General features: G+C 74.0%; 16 protein-coding genes and 1 pseudogene. 11 read left to right on the plus strand and 6 right to left on the minus strand.

Going from position 1 to position 15,522, the window contains the following annotated elements; genetic code table 11:
- Window positions 1-424 precede the first annotated feature (424 nt).
- Entirely contained in the window at window positions 425-748 is a 324-nt protein-coding gene (locus tag OH807_RS22815) for a WhiB family transcriptional regulator (protein WP_030240986.1), read from the plus strand.
- 214 nt (window positions 749-962) lie between these two features.
- On the opposite strand, the gene OH807_RS22820 is transcribed toward OH807_RS22815, so the two are convergent.
- Both OH807_RS22820 and OH807_RS22825 read right to left on the minus strand, forming a co-directional pair.
- Window positions 963-2,147: an ArsA family ATPase gene (locus OH807_RS22820; protein WP_406201882.1), complete on the minus strand. Its 1,185-nt coding sequence runs from the start codon at window positions 2,145-2,147 to the stop codon at window positions 963-965.
- A 107-nt stretch (window positions 2,148-2,254) separates the two neighbouring features.
- Window positions 2,255-3,385, minus strand: a complete 1,131-nt coding sequence (locus OH807_RS22825) for an ArsA-related P-loop ATPase (protein ID WP_406201885.1) — start codon at window positions 3,383-3,385, stop codon at window positions 2,255-2,257.
- Window positions 3,386-3,597: 212 nt separating this feature from the next.
- Between OH807_RS22825 and OH807_RS22830 the strand changes: the two genes are divergently transcribed.
- From OH807_RS22830 to OH807_RS22850, 5 genes are all read left to right on the plus strand, one after another.
- On the plus strand, window positions 3,598-3,756 hold the full coding sequence (locus OH807_RS22830; protein ID WP_094743074.1) for a DUF4177 domain-containing protein: 159 nt from the start codon (window positions 3,598-3,600) through the stop codon (window positions 3,754-3,756).
- Window positions 3,753-4,223, plus strand: coding sequence for a RidA family protein (locus tag OH807_RS22835; protein WP_406201888.1), 471 nt, complete (start codon window positions 3,753-3,755; stop codon window positions 4,221-4,223). Before OH807_RS22830 ends, OH807_RS22835 begins: the two co-directional genes overlap by 4 nt.
- 178 nt (window positions 4,224-4,401) lie before the next feature.
- Window positions 4,402-5,268: an NUDIX hydrolase gene (locus tag OH807_RS22840; protein WP_406201890.1), complete on the plus strand. Its 867-nt coding sequence runs from the start codon at window positions 4,402-4,404 to the stop codon at window positions 5,266-5,268.
- 188 nt (window positions 5,269-5,456) lie between these two features.
- Entirely contained in the window at window positions 5,457-5,633 is a 177-nt protein-coding gene (locus tag OH807_RS22845) for a hypothetical protein (protein WP_406201891.1), read from the plus strand.
- The gene (locus tag OH807_RS22850) at window positions 5,630-6,451 is read left to right on the plus strand and encodes an MBL fold metallo-hydrolase (RefSeq protein ID WP_406201893.1); all 822 of its coding nucleotides are present in this window, start codon (window positions 5,630-5,632) and stop codon (window positions 6,449-6,451) included. The genes OH807_RS22845 and OH807_RS22850 overlap by 4 nt, the downstream gene beginning before the upstream one ends.
- A gap of 163 nt (window positions 6,452-6,614) precedes the next feature.
- Here the strand turns inward: OH807_RS22850 and OH807_RS22855 are convergent, their stop codons facing one another.
- Both OH807_RS22855 and OH807_RS22860 read right to left on the minus strand, forming a co-directional pair.
- Window positions 6,615-7,289, minus strand: coding sequence for a Crp/Fnr family transcriptional regulator (locus tag OH807_RS22855; protein ID WP_030392646.1), 675 nt, complete (start codon window positions 7,287-7,289; stop codon window positions 6,615-6,617).
- A 295-nt stretch (window positions 7,290-7,584) separates the two neighbouring features.
- Window positions 7,585-8,604, minus strand: coding sequence for a DUF5937 family protein (locus tag OH807_RS22860; protein ID WP_406201896.1), 1,020 nt, complete (start codon window positions 8,602-8,604; stop codon window positions 7,585-7,587).
- A gap of 138 nt (window positions 8,605-8,742) precedes the next feature.
- On the opposite strand from OH807_RS22860, the gene OH807_RS22865 reads away from it, so the two are divergent.
- The 5 genes and pseudogenes from OH807_RS22865 to OH807_RS22885 all read left to right on the plus strand — a co-directional run bounded on the left by OH807_RS22865 (window position 8,743) and on the right by OH807_RS22885 (window position 13,738).
- Entirely contained in the window at window positions 8,743-9,663 is a 921-nt protein-coding gene (locus tag OH807_RS22865) for an isocitrate lyase/phosphoenolpyruvate mutase family protein (RefSeq protein WP_406201898.1), read from the plus strand.
- Window positions 9,664-9,787: 124 nt separating this feature from the next.
- The gene (nth, locus tag OH807_RS22870; protein WP_406201900.1) at window positions 9,788-10,741 is read left to right on the plus strand and encodes an endonuclease III; all 954 of its coding nucleotides are present in this window, start codon (window positions 9,788-9,790) and stop codon (window positions 10,739-10,741) included.
- A pseudogene (locus OH807_RS22875) lies at window positions 10,660-11,472 on the plus strand (NUDIX hydrolase); the annotation flags it as partial. The gene nth and the pseudogene OH807_RS22875, both read left to right, overlap by 82 nt.
- A 94-nt stretch (window positions 11,473-11,566) precedes the next feature.
- Window positions 11,567-12,751 carry a MarP family serine protease gene (locus OH807_RS22880; RefSeq protein WP_406201903.1) on the plus strand — a complete coding sequence of 395 codons (1,185 nt, stop codon included), beginning with the start codon at window positions 11,567-11,569 and terminating at the stop codon, window positions 12,749-12,751.
- A gap of 285 nt (window positions 12,752-13,036) precedes the next feature.
- The gene (locus OH807_RS22885; protein ID WP_406201906.1) at window positions 13,037-13,738 is read left to right on the plus strand and encodes a metal-dependent hydrolase; all 702 of its coding nucleotides are present in this window, start codon (window positions 13,037-13,039) and stop codon (window positions 13,736-13,738) included.
- An 84-nt stretch (window positions 13,739-13,822) separates the two neighbouring features.
- On the opposite strand, the gene OH807_RS22890 is transcribed toward OH807_RS22885, so the two are convergent.
- Together OH807_RS22890 and OH807_RS22895 are read right to left on the minus strand one after the other, a co-directional pair.
- Window positions 13,823-14,032 (minus strand): hypothetical protein, encoded by a 210-nt coding sequence (locus tag OH807_RS22890; RefSeq protein ID WP_406201909.1) that lies wholly within the window; start codon window positions 14,030-14,032, stop codon window positions 13,823-13,825.
- Between the two features lie 272 nt (window positions 14,033-14,304).
- Window positions 14,305-15,432 (minus strand): alpha/beta fold hydrolase, encoded by a 1,128-nt coding sequence (locus tag OH807_RS22895; RefSeq protein ID WP_406201911.1) that lies wholly within the window; start codon window positions 15,430-15,432, stop codon window positions 14,305-14,307.
- Window positions 15,433-15,522: the final 90 nt, after the last annotated feature.

Raw genomic sequence — 15,522 nt, forward strand, 5'->3', positions numbered from 1 at the left:
TGGGGAGAACCCTACGTTGCCGAATCCCCTCCGCCGGAGCAGGTGTTCGCCTAGGCTTGTCACAAGCTTGCGACAGCTTCGGTGCGTCAACATCACTCACTCTTGTGAGTGATGAGGTTTGCCCGAATTACCCCTCTATGGGGTGATTTTGAGGCAGCTGTTGCCAGCTGTCCCCCTGTATCTGGTGACTCTCCGTGGCGACGCGCGTGGCGAGAGTGGCGCCGGTGTTCCTGGCAAGGCTTGCGACCTGCAGTCACTCCAACGAGTGAGCTGACCGATACCCATAGTCCAATTGGGTCATTCGAGATTGAGCCCGAAGGGGCTGTTGCAACCTGTCGTTCTTCCGTAACGTCCTCAACTGGCAACGGTGAATATGCCGTTGCCGCCGTGGGGGAGCCTCGATTCGGGAGAGGACGGCGCCGGCATGGGCTGGGTTGACGACTGGAGTGCGCAGGCCGCCTGCCGCACTAGTGATCCGGACGAACTGTTCGTCCAGGGGGCGGCGCAGAATCGCGCCAAGGCGGTGTGCAGCGGGTGTCCCGTGCGGACGGAGTGCCTGGCCGACGCGCTGGACAACCGGGTGGAGTTCGGGGTCTGGGGCGGCATGACCGAGCGCGAGCGCCGGGCGCTGCTGCGCCGGCGGCCGACGGTGATCTCGTGGCGGCGGTTGCTGGAGACGGCCCGCACCGAGTACGAGGAGTCCCTCGCCACCGGCGTGATACTGACGGACTACGCCCAGGCGGGCTGACCGCCCAGCGGTTCCGGGTACGTCGGGCGTCCCACGCACGCCTGGTGTCCCGTGTGCGGCCGGTGCGCCCCACAGTCCGGCCGGTGAGCGGCGCGACTGCCACACGTCACCGCTCCTCCTCCTTGCCGCTGCTCCATGACAGCCGGCGCCCCTGCAACCAGCGCCAGTGCAAGCGGCGCCAGTGCAGCCGGCTTCACGTCACCGCTGCCTCACGTCACCGCTGCTCCGCGTCACCGCTGAGACGGTCGCCGATGGCCCGCAGCCCTTCCAGGTCATGGACGTCACCGGGCAGTGCACCGACCTCGACGATCGGCACGTCCGGGTAGACCGAGACGAAGCGGTCCCGGGTGCGGCGCTCCCGGGACATGATCTGCATCCGCTCGGCGTGCAGCCGCAGGAGTCCGGCGGCGAGCAGCTCGGCCTCGGGCGAGGCGTTCTCCGAACCGTTCTCCTCCAGCGCCTCGGCCGCCGCCAGTGCGCGTTCCGCGGTGAGCTGCGGGGCGCCCGTGCCGTGCACCCGGTTGAGCACCAGCCCGGCCAGCGGCATCCGGTCGGCCGCCAGCCGGTCCACGAAGTACGCCGCCTCGCGCAGCGCGTCCCGCTCCGGCGCGGCCACCACCAGGAACGCCGTGCCCGGGGCCTTGAGCAGCTGGTACGTCCGGTCGGCGCGTTCGCGGAAGCCACCGAACATCGAGTCCGTGGCGCTGACGAAGGTCTGCACGTCGGTCAGCAGCTGGGCGCCGAAGATCTTGCCGAGGGTGCCGGTGAGCAGACCCATGCCGACGTTGAGGAACTTCATCGCACTGCGCCCGCCGACCTTGGCCGGCGCGGTCAGGATCCGGATCACCTTGCCGTCCAGGAAGGACCCGAGCCGGTTCGGCGCGTCCAGGAAGTCCAGCGCGGAGCGCGACGGAGGCGTGTCGACGACGATGAGATCCCACTCCTCGGCCGCGCGGAGCTGGCCGAGCTTCTCCATCGCCATGTACTCCTGGGTGCCCGCGAACCCGGCCGACAGCGACTGGTAGAACGGGTTCTCCATGATCATCCGGGCCCGTTCGGGCTCGGCGTGGGCCAGCACGACCTCGTCGAAGGTCCGCTTCATGTCGAGCATCATGGCCTGGAGCTCACCGTCGCCGGTGACGCCCTTGACCACCCGCGGCGTGTTGTCCAGCTCGGTCAGGCCCATGGACTGGGCCAGCCGGCGGGCGGGGTCGATCGTCAGCACGACGACCTTGCGCCCGCGCTCGGCGGCCCGGAGCCCCAGGGCCGCGGCGGTGGTGGTCTTGCCCACGCCGCCGGAGCCGCAGCAGACGATGATCCTGGTCTTCGGGTTGTCGATCAGCTCGTCCACACCGAGCCGGCGGCCGCTCCCGCGGACCCCGCCACCGTTGCCGCTCACGCCGCCACCCGACACCCTGCTGCCTGCACTGCCTGCACTGCCTGCACTGCCTGCACTGCCCGCACCGCCGCCGCCCGACGCCTTGCCGCCCGTACCACCACTGCCGGTCACGCCGCCCCCTGCCGCTTCAGTTCGGCCGCCAGCCGGTACAGCCCGCCGAGGTCCACACCCTCGCTCAGCAGCGGCAGCTCGTAGGTGGGGAGCTTCAGCTGCTGGAGGTCGAGGCGCTGCTCCCGCTCCAGCTCCACCCGCTCGGCGTGCTCCCGGGCCTGTTCCAGCAGGGGGTCGATCAGCGGCTCCACCGCGGCCCGCACGGTGTCCGGCTTGCGCGAGCGCCCGCCGAGGCCGGCCTCGCCGAGCGCCAGCGCGACCTCCTCGCGGTGGTCCCCGTCCACCGCGGCCACCGCCGCGGCGTCCAGGACCGGCGGCCGGACCATGTTCACCATCACCCCGCCCACCGGCAGGGCCGCCTCGCGCAGCTCGGCGAAGCCGTCGACCGTCTCCTGCACCGGCATCTCCTCCAGCAGGGTGACGAGGTGCACCGCCGTCTCCGGGGACCTCAGCACCCGCATCACGGCCTGAGCCTGGGTGTGGATCGGCCCGATCCGGGCCAGACCGGCGACCTCGGAGTTGACGTTCAGGAACCGGGTGAGCCGGCCGGTCGGCGGCGCGTCCATCACCACCGCGTCGTACGCCCGCTTCCCGTCCGGGCCCTTGCGCCGGGCCGCCTCGCAGGCCTTGCCGGTGAGCAGCACGTCCCGCACGCCGGGCGCGATGGTGGTGGCGAAGTCGACGAAGCCGACCTTCTGCAGGGCCTTGCCGGCCCGGCCGAGCTTGTAGAACATCTCCAGGTATTCGAGCAGCGCCTGTTCGGTGTCGATGGCCAGCGCGAACACCTCGCCGCTGCCGGCCTCCCCGCCGCTCGCACCGGCCCCGCCGGGTGCGTCGCCGTCGTCCCCGTCCGCTGCGCCGGCCCGGTCCAGCCCCAGCTGGGCGCGCGAGACGGAGGCGATCCGCCGCTCCTCGTACGGGAGTGCAGCTATTCCGAAGAGCTCGGCGATGCCCTGGCGGCCCTCCACCTCGATCAGCAGGGTCCGCCTGCCTTCGGCGGCGAGGGCCAGTGCCAGCGCCGCCGCCAGGGTGGTCTTCCCGGTGCCGCCCTTGCCGCTGACCACGTGCAGCCGGACGCCCTCCCACTCGGGATCGCGCCGGGCCGCCTGGCCGGGGGTGCGTGCCACGCTCCGTCTCCGTCCGTCTCCGAGGGCCGACCGAGGCCGGCACCGCCCAGGTGCCGTCCGCAGGTCCTCTCCCGCGAGCGTAACCAGGGACCGCGCCGGATGCCCGGAGCATCGGGGGGACCGGGCCTGAATCATGCCCGGATTGTGGGCCACCTCACACGTGTGTCCGCGGGCCGCACGGCTCGTCGGGGCCGCTCGTCTAGAGTCTGGCCATGACCAAGTGGGAATACATGACGGCGCCGCTGCTCGTGCACGCGACGAAGCAGATCCTGGACAACTTCGGCGAGGACGGCTGGGAGCTCGTCCAGGTCGTGCCCGGCCCCAACCCGGAGCAGCTGGTGGCCTACTTCAAGCGGGAGAAGAACGCATGAGCAAGGTCGAGGAGAAGCTCGCCGAGCTGGGTCTGACCCTGCCGCCGGTGGCCGCGCCGGTCGCCGCCTACGTGCCGGCCCTGCGTTCGGGCGAGTTCGTCTTCACCTCCGGCCAGCTGCCGGTGGTGGACGGCAAGCTGCCGGTCACCGGCAAGGTCGGCGCCGAGGTCCCCGCGGAGGATGCCAAGCAGCTCGCGCAGATCTGCGCGCTGAACGCGCTGGCGGCCGTGAAGTCGGTGATCGGCGACCTGGACCTGATCGAGCGCGTCGTGAAGGTGGTCGGCTTCGTCGCCTCCGCCTCCGACTTCACCGGCCAGCCCGCCGTCATCAACGGTGCGAGCGAGCTGCTCGGCCAGGTGCTGGGCGAGGCCGGCGTGCACGCCCGCAGTGCGGTCGGCGTCGCGGTCCTGCCGCTGGACGCGCCGGTCGAGATCGAGCTGCAGGTCCGGGTGAAGACCGGGATCTGACCGGGATCTGACCGGGATCCGACCAGGGTCCGAGCGGGATTCGAGCGGGGCCGGATCGCTGTCCGGCTCCGGATCCGGCCGGCGGCTGCCCTCCGGGCACCGGCCGGCCTCCCCGGGAGTGATCACGAGGCGGGGTTGGGCCTGTCCAACCCCGCCTTCGTGCGTTTAGCATCCCGGCATGGACCATCGAGCAACGACGCTCCCGATGCCGCCCGGCTGGCCTGCCCGGATCCGGGCGGTCGAGTCCGGCGAGCTGACCCCGCCGGTGCCCAGGCCCGCCGCCACCGTGGTGCTGCTGCGGGACGCGGCCGCCGGGCCGGAGGCCTACCTGCTGCGCCGGCGCACCTCGATGGCCTTCGCCGCGGGCATGTACGCGTACCCGGGCGGCGGGGTGGACCCGCGGGACGCCGAGGCCGAGCTCGGCTGGGCCGGTCCGGGCCCGCAGGAGTGGGCCGAGCGGCTGGGCGTGGACGCCCGGACCGCGCAGGCGGTGGTCTGCGCCGCCGTTCGCGAGACCTTCGAGGAGGCCGGCGTCCTGCTGGCCGGCCCGGCCGCCGGCGGGACGGCCGAACCCCGGGACTGGAGCGCCGAGCGCGCCGCGCTGGAGGCCCACGAGCTCTCCTTCGCCGACTTCCTCCGCGAGCACGGCCTGCTGCTGCGCAGTGACCTGCTGGCCGGCTGGGCCCGCTGGGTGACGCCCGAGTTCGAGGAGCGCCGGTACGACACCTGGTTCTTCGTCGCCGCCCTGCCGCCGGGCCAGCGCGCTGCGCTGGAGGTCGGCGAGGCCGACCGGGTCGCCTGGCTGACGCCGGCCGACGCGGTCCGCGGCCACGAGGAGGGCCGGTTCGGCATGCTGCCGCCCACCGTCTCCGTCCTGCGCGAGCTGCTGCCGGTGCGCACGGCCGCGGAGGCGCTGGACGCCGCCGTGGGCCGCGCACTGCCCCCCGTCCTCGGCCGGGCCGAGATCCGCGGCGATCGAATGACGGTTCGATGGCCGGGGTATGAGGAGCTGACCATCGACGGAGACTTTCCCGAGGAGCACTGAGCCGGGCGGTGCCGCCGGGGCAACGTCGCCCGGGCGGTGCCGCCGGGGCAACGTCGCCCGGGCGGTGCCGCCGGGGCAACGTCGCCGCGGCGGCACTGCCCGCGCAGTACCGGCAAGGCCCCCGTGACCCTGCCCCTGACCGACCCACCGAAGTCCGTAGCACCCACCCGAGGAAGGACCGACGCCCGATGACCCACAACGACGTGGCTCGCCGGACGGCGCACGAGATGCCCGCCCGCAACCTGACTCCCCGTACCGCCGCCTGTGAAAGCGGCCCCGTGCCCTTCCCGGAGGTCGTGCAGCGCGCCCTCGTCCGGGCCCTTCCCCTGCGCGCGTTGCGCCACGACGGCGAGGGCGGCCGGTGACCGGACTCCTCCCGGGTGACCCCGCCGCCGGCATCGGCGGCGAGGCCACCCCCCGGGCAATCTGCGTGCTGGCGCCGAACCCGTCCCCGATGACGCTGGACGGCACCAACACCTGGCTGCTCTCCGAGCCCGGCTCGGACCTCGCGGTGGTCGTCGACCCCGGCCCGCTCCACGAGGGGCACCTGCGCCGGGTGATCGAGACCGCCGAGCAGCAGGGCAAGCGCATCGCGCTCACCCTGCTCACCCACGGCCACGCCGACCACTCCGAGGGCGCGGCCCGGTTCGCCGAGCTGACCCGGACGGAGGTCCGCGCCCTGGACCCGGCGTACCGGCTCGGCTCCGAGGGCCTGACCAACGGGCAGCGGCTGGACGTCGGCGGCCTCGACCTGCGGGTGGTCGGCACCCCGGGCCACACCTCGGACTCGCTGACCTTCCACCTGCCGGCCGACGGCGCGATCCTCACCGGTGACACCGTCCTCGGGCGCGGCACCACGATGGTCGCCCACCCCGACGGCCGGCTCGGTGACTACCTGGACTCGCTGCGGCACCTGCACACGATGGCCGCCGAGCACGGGGTGGGCACCGTCCTGCCCGGCCACGGACCGGTACTGGCGGACGCGCTGGGCGCCGTCGAGTACTACCTCGCGCACCGGGCCGCGCGGCTCGCCCAGGTGGAGACGGCCGCCGAGGACGGGCTCCGGACGGCGCCCGAGGTGGTGGCCCGGGTCTACGCGGACGTGGACCGCGCGCTCTGGCCGGCGGCCGAGCTGTCCGTCCTGGCCCAGCTGGAGTACCTGGAGGAGCACGGGCTGATCTGACCCGCGCCCGGACCCGGACCCGGCCGTGGCTGTGGCTGTGGCTGTGCCCCTGGCTGTGCCCCTGGCCATGGGCCCGGCCCGGATCCGACGCGCGACGGCCGCCACGGCATGCGCGAGGGCCCGCACACCGGGTGGTGTGCGGGCCCTCGGCGGTGGAGCGGCGTCAGCGCGAGCGGCGCGAGAGTCGCTCGACGTCCATCAGGACGACGGCGCGGGCCTCCAGCTTCAGCCAGCCGCGGCCGGCGAAGTCGGCGAGCGCCTTGTTGACCGTCTCGCGGGAGGCGCCGACCAGCTGGGCCAGCTCCTCCTGGGTGAGGTCGTGGGCGACGTGGATGCCCTCGTCGGACTGCACGCCGAAGCGGCGCGAGAGGTCCAGCAGCGCCTTGGCGACGCGTCCGGGCACGTCGGAGAAGACCAGGTCGGACATCACGTCGTTGGTCCGGCGGAGCCGGCGGGCGATGGCCCGCAGCAGCGCGATCGAGACCTCGGGCCGGGCGTGCAGCCAGGGCTGGAGGTCGCCGTGGCCGAGGCCCAGCAGCTTGACCTCGGTCAGGGCGCTGGCGGTGGCGGTGCGCGGGCCCGGGTCGAACAGCGACAGCTCGCCGATCATCTCGCTGGGGCCGAGGACGGCGAGCATGTTCTCGCGGCCGTCCGGCGAGGCGCGGTGCAGCTTGACCTTGCCCTCGGCGACGACGTACAGCCGGTCGCCCGGGTCGCCCTCGTGGAACAGCGACTCACCGCGGGCGAGGGTCACCTCGGTCATGGAAGCGCGCAGCTCGCCGGCCTGTTCGTCGTCGAGTGCCGCGAAGAGTGCGGCGCGCCGCAGAACGTCGTCCACGTGCTTCCTCCTTCTCGGCCGGCCGGCGATCAAGCCGGTCGGCGCAAGTTCCGTACAGTGCTCTGCATCACCAAGCATGGCGCATGTCGCTCCGATCATATGAGGAGGGGGTGCGCCGAGGTGTGCTGCGCGGGGCCATTCGTACGGCCGGGCCCGCTGGTGGGACGGCTGCGAGGGCGCCTGACGGGCCGGTCGACGGGCCGGCGCGGGCTGTGGTGGGCCGGAGTGGGCCCGGGCCGGCCGGCCGGGACCGGCCGCGGCGGACCTGGGTCGGGCCCGCGGGTCGGCCTGCTGGTCAGCCGTCGGAGCGGGCCGCCGAGGCCGGGGCCAGCAGGGAGTCGGCGACGGCGGTCCGGGCGTAGAGCACCGCGTGGCCGGCCCGGTGCGCGCTGGTCAGCCCGGCCGCCCGCAGGGCGGTGAGGTGCTGGGAGACCCCGGCGGCGGAGAGCCCCGTCCGGCGCGCCAGCTCGGTGGTGGAGGCCGGCGCGTCCAGCTCGGCCAGCAGCCGGGCCCGAGAACGCCCGAGTACGGCGGCCAGCGCGTCGGCGAGCGCATCGGAGCCGGCGCCCGGCCGCGGCTCCCACAGGGTGGCCGTGCCGCGGGCCGGGTAGGCGAGCTGCGGCGGCCCGGGCGGCAGCGAGCGGGTGAGCACGCGCGGCCAGGCGAACGCGGACGGGACGAGCAGCAGCCCCGCCCCGGCGTCGATCCGCTCGACCGCGCAGTGCCGCTGCTCCAGCCGGAGGGCGCCGCCGTCCCACCGGACCGTCTCGTGCAGGTCGTCGAGCACCCGGGCGGTGCCGTGTTCGACGGCCTGCCGGGCGCGGTGGAAGACGTCCGCCTCCAGCACCGCCCTGATCCGGGCCCAGTACGGGGCCAGCGCCAGCTCCCAGTACGCCTCGATCTCGGCGGCGATCCGGGGCAGCTGGGCGGCCGGGTCCCGGTACAGCGGGCCGAGCCGGGCCGGCAGGCGGCCGCCGAGCCCGTCGGCCAGGAGGTCGAGGTCGGCCCGGACCTGTCCGGGGTCGGTGGCGGTGATTGCCGACAGCTCGTCGGCGAGGGTGGGGGCGGCGGTGGCCGGGGTCGGGTTGAGGAAGTCGGGCAGGTGGCCGGCGGGCGGGACCATCGCGGCGAGCCGCCCGTCCTCCAGCCCGGCGGCGGCCACCCGGGGGCGGACCTGCCCGGCCCAGCGCCGGTGCAGCGCGGGGACGGGGGAGTGGGCCAGGGCGCGCAGGCTGGTCACGACCTCCCACATCGGGGAGACGGCGAACCGGGTCTGTGCCAGGTCGTTCGCCGAGAACGTCAGCTCGGTCCTCATCGGGGCCGCCTTCCGTCCCGCCTTCCGCCCCGCCGTCCGTCCGGCCAGGATTCGGCCCCAGCTTAATCAATGGAGGCGGGCAGGCCCGGGGAGCAGCATCGGGGCGACAGCCCGACCGCACGAGAGACGGTGACCCGCATGTCCGCCACTGCCACCCCGACCCCCAGCCTCAGCCTCAGCCCCACGCCGCCCGCTCCCACGTCGCTCCGGGAGCGGGCCCGGCGGCTGCGGGTGCTCGTGACCGAGGGCGAGCCCGTCGCCGGCGCCGGTGACGGACCGCGCCGGGTGCTCGTCCTGCCGAACGCCTGGGACGCCGGCAGTGCCGCGGTGATCGCCTCGGCCGGCGCGTCCGCAGTCGCCACCACCAGCGGCGGCGTCTCCTGGTCGCTCGGTCGCGGCGACGGCCAGCGGCTCGGCCGGGCGGAGATGGTCGAGGCGGCCCGTCGGATCGCCGCCGCCGTCGACCTGCCGGTCTCCGTCGATGCCGAGGGCGGCTACGGCCCCGGGCCCGCCGACGTCGCCGGGACGGTGCGCGCGCTGATCGGCGCCGGTGCGGCGGGCGTGAACCTGGAGGACTCGCAGGCCGTCGGCGGCCCGCTCCTCCCGGCCGCCGAGCAGGCCGGGCGGCTGCGGGCGGCCCGGGAGGCGGCCGCCGCGGCGGGCCTGCCGGAGCTGGTGGTCAACGCCCGGACGGACGTCTTCCTGTTCGGGATCGGCCCCGCCGAGGGCCGGCTGGACGAGGTGCTGACCCGGGCGGCGGCCTATGCCGAGGCGGGCGCCGACGGGCTCTTCGTCCCCGGGCTGCTGGATCTCGACACGCTGACCAGGCTCTGCGCCGCGTCCCCGCTGCCGGTGAACGCGATGGCGGTGCCGGGCGGGCCGACCACGGCCGAGCTCGCCGCCACCGGGGTGCGGCGGATCAGCGTCGGCACGGGTCTGGCGCAGCTCGCGTACAGCGCGGCGCGCCGGGCCGCGGTCGAGCTGCTCGGCGCGGGGGCGCTGACCGAGCCGGCGGGCACGCTGGGCTTCGGCGAGCTGGACGCGCTGTTCGAGCGCTGACCGGCACGGCGGGCCGCCGGGCCTCGGGGCCTCGGGACCGCCTCCCCGACCTGGCGGGGAGGCGGGTCCGTGCAACGGTCGTGAAGTGCTCCCGGCCGTTGATCGGGCGGCGTAGCCTTCGGGCATGGCAGAGAGCAAGGTCCGGAAAACGGCGGCATCGAAGGCCGAACCGGGGGCGCGGCGGACGGCGAGGACGACAGCGGAACCGGCAGCGAAGCCGGTGGTGAAGGCAGCGGTGAAGGCAGCTGCGAAGCCGGCGGTGAAGCCGAGGAAGCCGGAGTCGCACCTGGCGATGGTGCGGCGGGCGCGGAAGATCAACCGCGAGCTCGCGGAGCTGTACCCGTACGCGCATCCGGAGCTGGACTTCGAGAACCCGTTCGAGCTGCTGGTGGCCACCGTGCTGTCGGCGCAGACCACCGACCTGCGGGTGAACCAGACGACGCCCGCGCTGTTCGCGAAGTACCCGACGCCGGACGACATGGCGGCGGCGGTACCGGAGGAGCTGGAGGAGATCATCCGGCCGACCGGCTTCTTCCGCGCCAAGGCGAGGTCGCTGATCGGCCTCTCGATCGCACTGCGCGACACCTTCGGCGGTGAGGTCCCCGGCCGCCTCGCGGACCTCGTCACCCTCCCCGGTGTCGGGCGCAAGACCGCCAACGTGGTGCTCGGGAACGCGTTCGGCGTGCCGGGGATCACCGTGGACACCCACTTCGGGCGGTTGGCGCGACGGTTCGGGTGGACGGCGGAGGAGGACCCGGAGAAGGTCGAGGCGGCCGTCGCGGAGATCTTCCCGAAGTCGGAGTGGACGATGCTCTCGCACCGGGTGGTCTTTCACGGCCGGCGGATCTGCCACTCCCGCAAGCCGGCCTGCGGCGCCTGCCCGATCGCGCCGCTCTGCCCCTCCTACGGGGAGGGCGAGACCGACCCGGAGAAGGCGGCGAAGCTGCTCAAGTACGAGATGGGCGGGCAGCCCGGCCAGCGGCTGCGACCACCCGCCGACTTCCCGGGCGAGGCCGCCGCGCGCGCCGACGCCGCCGCTCACCAGGGGCACGCCGCCGACCTGGCGGTGGCCGAGTGAGCGCGACGATCGAACGGGACGGCCTGCCGGGGTGGCTGGAGCCCGTCCGGGACGCCGCCGAGCGGGTCCGGCCCGAACAGCTGAGCCGCTTCCTGCCGCCCGCCGAGGGGGGCCGCGCCGCCGCGGTGCTGATGCTCTTCGGCGCGGGCGTGGGCGGTCCGGACCTGCTGCTGATCGAACGGGCCCGGTCGCTGCGCTCGCACGCCGGCCAGCCGTCCTTCCCCGGCGGCGCGCTGGATCCGGAGGACGGTGACCCGGCCGGGCCGGGACCGGTCGCGGCGGCCCTGCGCGAGGCCTGGGAGGAGACCGGGCTGGACCCGTCCGGCGTGCAGGTCTTCGCCACCCTGCCCACCCTGTACATCCCGGTGAGCCGCTTCGTGGTGACCCCGGTGCTCGGCTGGTGGCGCTCGGAGACGCCGGTCCGCCCGGTGGACGCGGGGGAGACCGGCGCGGTGTTCCGGGTGCCGATCGCCGAGCTGACCGACCCGGCCAACCGGGCCAGGCTGCGCCACCCGTCCGGCCACCTCGGCCCGGCCTTCAACGTCGGCGGCCGGCTGGTCTGGGGCTTCACCGCCGGCGTGATCGACCGCGTCCTGCACCACAGCGGACTGGAGGTGCCCTGGGACTCCGCCCGGACCGTCGACCTCTCGGAGGAGGCGATCGAACTGGCCCAGGGCGGCGGCCACGATCGTTCCCGCGCACTGCTGGGCGGCGAGGCCAGGAAGTCGTGACCGAGGGTCGGCGGGGCGTCACGGCCGGGCACCGTCCCGGCCGGACGACCGGCCGTCTGCACAGTCCTCCGGCCGGTCGTGGGAGGGTGTCCGGGTGAACGTCCTGGATCTGCTGCTGATCGCCGCCGCCGTCGGCTTCGCCGTGTCGGGCTACCGACAGGGCTTCGTGGTGGGCGTCATGTCGGTCCTCGGCTTCCTCGGCGGCGGTCTGATTGCCGTCCAGCTGCTGCCCCTGCTGCTCGACCACCTCAGCCCCGGCACCACCGCCTCCGTGATCGCCGTGGTGGTGGTCATCGTGCTGGCGGCGATCGGCCAGGCGATCACCACGCACTTCGGCTGGAAGCTCCGCGGTCACATCGACAGACGTCCGACCAAGGCCCTCGACGCGGCCGGCGGCGCCGTGGTCAACGTCATCTCGATGCTGCTGGTGGCCTGGCTGATCGGCTCGGCGCTCGCCGGGACGTCCCTGCCGACCGTCTCCAAGCAGGTCCGCAGCTCGGCCGTGCTCGGTGGCGTCCAGAACGCGCTGCCGGCGGACGCGCCGAACTGGTTCTCCGACTTCTCCAAGGTGCTCGCCCGCAACGGCTTCCCGCAGGTCTTCAACCCCTTCGAGCACGAGCCGATCACCCAGGTCGACACGCCCGATCCGGCGCTGGCCGCGAGCCCGGCGGTGGCCAAGGCGAAGCAGAGCCTCGTCAAGGTGGTCGGCACGGCCACCGCCTGCGGCAAGACCCTGGAGGGCAGCGGGTTCGTCTACGCCCCGCACCGGGTGATGACCAACGCCCACGTCGTCGGCGGCGTCGACGAGCCCACCGTGCAGATCGGCGGGCTCGGCCAGCTCTACGACGCCACCGTGGTCCGCTACGACTGGCAGCGCGACATCGCGATCCTGGACGTGCCCAAGCTCAACGCGCCCGCGCTCACCTTCGCGGGCGAGGCGAAGACCAACGACAACGCGATCGTGGCGGGCTTCCCCGAGAACGGCGCCTTCAACGTCCAGCCGGCCCGTATCCGTGGCCGGATCCAGGCCAACGGTCCGGACATCTACCACCGCGGCCAGGTCGTCCGCGACGTCTACTCCGTCCGCTCACTGGTCCGCCAGGGCAACAGCGGGGGCCCGCTGCTCACCCCGGACGGCCAGGTGTACGGGATGGTCTTCGCGAAGTCGCTGGACAGCGCGGACACCGGGTACGTGCTGACCTCCGCCGAGGTCCGTGAGGACGCCGTCGAGGGCAGCACCGCGACCGGCCGGGTGGACACCCAGGGCTGCGCGCTCTGACGGCACCGGGCGTCGCGGTGCCTGTACGGCCGGTGTCGCTGCTGCTGCCTACAGTGCCTGCAGTGCTGCCTGTACTGCGCTGCGCCGGTGTCGCTCGCGCGGCCCTCGCCGTCCGAATCCTCCGGACCGTTCGAACCACCCGAACCACCTGAACCATCCGAACCATCCGGATCGTCCGATGTCCGGCGCGCCGTCAGCCCCGGCTGGTAGCGTCGGCCGCGCTCACCCGTCCGGCTCAACCGGGTGCCGTCCCGGGGTGGGCCGGTCGGAGGTCGGCGAAGTTCGATGATGGGTCATTCGCACGCGGTGAGCGGGGCGATGCTGTACGCGGCCTCGGCGCCGTTCCTGCCGCCCCTGCTGCTGCACTCCACGCTCCAGCCGGCCGACATCCTGATGGGCACGGTGCTGTGCGCCGGCGCCGCCCTGCTGCCGGACCTCGACCACCACGACGGGACGATCGCCAACTTCCTCGGCCCGGTCTCCAAGGTGCTCTGCCGCCTGGTGGCCTGGATCTCCGGAGGCCACCGGCACGCCACCCACTCGCTGCTGTTCGTGGCGCTGATGGGCGGCGGCACCTGGGCCGGCGTCACCTTCCTGGGCCGCAATTTCACCCTCGGGATGACGTTCTTCCTGCTGGCGCTGGCGATCCGGGCACTGCGCCTGCACCCACCGGGCGACGGTCCGACGATGTGGATCACCATCATCGGCCTCGCGGTGCTGGGCACCGCGGGGATGAACACCTGGATGCCGAACGCGCCGGGCTGGCTGCCGTACGCGGTGGCACTCGGCACGCTGGCCCACCTGTTGGGCGACTGCCTGACGAAGAAGGGGGCACCGCTGCTCTGGCCCCACAAGGAGCGCTACGAGGTAGTGCTGATCAAGCGCAGCGGCAACGACGTCGAGACCAAGGTGCTGGTGCCGATCATGTCGGTGGCGACCTTCGTGCTGCTCTGGTTCACGGCGGTGTCGCCGACGGTGGTGAACTGACCCGTTGCCCGGGCCGGACCCGTCCGGCGGGCGCGGCGGCCGTGCCACGGATGACGGCTGAGGAGTGGGTTGCGGCGCGAGGCCTCAGGTCTCGCGCCGCAGGCGTGCGCCCACCCAGCGGGCGCGGCGGCCGAGGATGCGCGGGATGCCGAGCTGCTGCTGCGCCGAGCGCTGACGGCGGTCCATGCCGTCGTACCCGAGGTCGTCGGCCCAGTCGGGGCGGTGTCCGGACCTCTGCGAGCTGTTGTGGCGTCGGCCGCGCGGAGCGCTGCCGCGATCGGGCATCCAGGTCATACCGGAATGGATGCCCCTGGGCCGGTCGGCGTAACCGCTCGTGCAGGCGCCAACTTGTCCTATGCGTTTGTCATATGAGCGCAACATTGCGGGAGTTGAGACCCTTGGTCTCGTGCGAAGCCGGGTCCCGCACTCATCCCGTCGGAGCTGTTCCGTCGTCGTGGCGCCGGCGAAAGCATCCGAGCGAGTGGCCCCGGGGAGAGGGCTCGGGCGGAGGCCCTCGGCCGGGACGCCCTCGGCCGGGACGCCCTCGCCGGGGCCTCGGCGTCGGCTCAGTCCTTGTGGCGGCCGATCCAGTCCAGCAGCTCCGCGGTGAACTGCTCCGGCGCCTCCTCGTGCGGGAAGTGCCCGACCCCCGGCATCAGCCGCCAGCGGTACGGCGCGGCCACGTACTCGCCGCCGCCGAGCGCGGTGTGCGACAGCAGCACCGGGTCCGCGGCGCCCTGGATGTGCAGGGTGGGCGCGGTGATCGGCTTCTTCATCCGGCGGGCGAACTGGATGCCGTCCGGGCGCGCCATCGAGCGCAGCAGCCAGCGGTACGGCTCGATCGAGCAGTGCGCGGTGCTGGGGATCTGGATCGCCTGCCGGTACGCGGCCACCGACGTGCGGTCCAGCTGGTTGCGGCCGGTCCAGGCGTCCAGGTAGCGGCCGACCAGCGCGGCGTCGTCGGCGACCAGTCGGCGTTCCGGTATCCACGGCCGCTGGAAGCCCAGTACGTGGTCGAAGGCGGCGATCTGGCGGCGGTCGGTCAGCAGTGCCCGGCGCAGGTCGCGGGGGTGCGCGGCGGAGACCACGGTGAGGCTCTGGATCACCGACGGCCGCATCACCGCCGCCACCCAGGACAGCGTGCCGCCGGAGGCGTGGCCGACCAGGTGCGCCCGGCGTTCGCCGAGCGAGCGGATCACCCCGGTGATGTCCAGCGCGAGGTTGCCCGGGTCGTAGCCGCGCGGGGTGCGGTCGCTGCCGCCGATGCCCCGCAGGTCGAGCGCCACGGCGCGGTAGCCGGCCGCGGCGAGCGCGGTCAGCTGGTGGCGCCACGCCCACCAGTACTCGGGCCAGCCGTGCACCAGCAGGACGAGCGGGCCCTCGCCCAGCTCGGCGATGTGGAACCGGGCGCCGTTGGCGGCGAGGTCGCGGTGCGTCCAGGGCCCCGGCTGCCGGATGTCCCAGTCGGCCGGCCCGGCCGCCACTGCGGCGTCGTGGCCGGCGAGCACGGTCGCGCCCTCGGCAGCCCCGGGGTCTTCGGCACTCTCGGTGCCGTCAGGAACTCCGGCAGTTCCGGCAGCGCCGCCGGCCTCGTCGACGGAGTCCGCCTCGTCGACGGAGCCCGGGCCGCCCGTACGGTCGGGGCCGGAGTCGGCGGACGGCTGCGCGGGCAGGGGCTTCTGGTCGAGCGGCATACCGAGAGCGTGTCACATCCGCACGCCGGACACGCGCCCGGCACTCGGTCTCGGTGCGCCCAGCCCTCGCGGCACCCGTGCTCAGTGCAC

Source organism: Kitasatospora sp. NBC_01560, assembly GCF_045208415.1.
GTDB lineage: Bacteria > Actinomycetota > Actinomycetes > Streptomycetales > Streptomycetaceae > Kitasatospora.